General features: G+C 51.8%; 1 protein-coding gene. It reads left to right on the forward strand.

Annotated elements, in window-relative coordinates; translation table 11 throughout:
• Position 1 precedes the first annotated feature (1 nt).
• A complete protein-coding gene (locus tag FDX22_RS15650; protein ID WP_255432940.1) occupies positions 2 to 193 on the forward strand; it encodes a DUF2498 family protein in 192 nt (63 codons plus the stop codon).
• Positions 194 to 257: the final 64 nt, after the last annotated feature.

A 257-nucleotide genomic window follows, 5' to 3' on the forward strand; every position in this document is an offset into this window, starting at 1 on the left:
CATTCGTGAGCATGAGGACACGCTGGCGGGGATTGTCGCCACCGGTGTTACGCAGCGAAATGGTGTGCTGGTTTTCAGCGGAGATTACTTTTTAGACGAGCAAGGGCTGCCGACGCCCAAAAGTACGGCTGTGTTTAATATGTTTAAACACCTGGCGCACGTACTTTCTGAAAAGTATCACTTGATCGATTAACGCGAGAAATCATTTGCCGGATGGCGGCGCTGCCTTCTCCGGCCTACGATGCTCTGAACCTGTA

This window comes from Citrobacter sp. TBCS-14 (assembly GCF_005280805.1).
In the GTDB taxonomy this organism is placed as follows: domain Bacteria; phylum Pseudomonadota; class Gammaproteobacteria; order Enterobacterales; family Enterobacteriaceae; genus Citrobacter; species Citrobacter gillenii.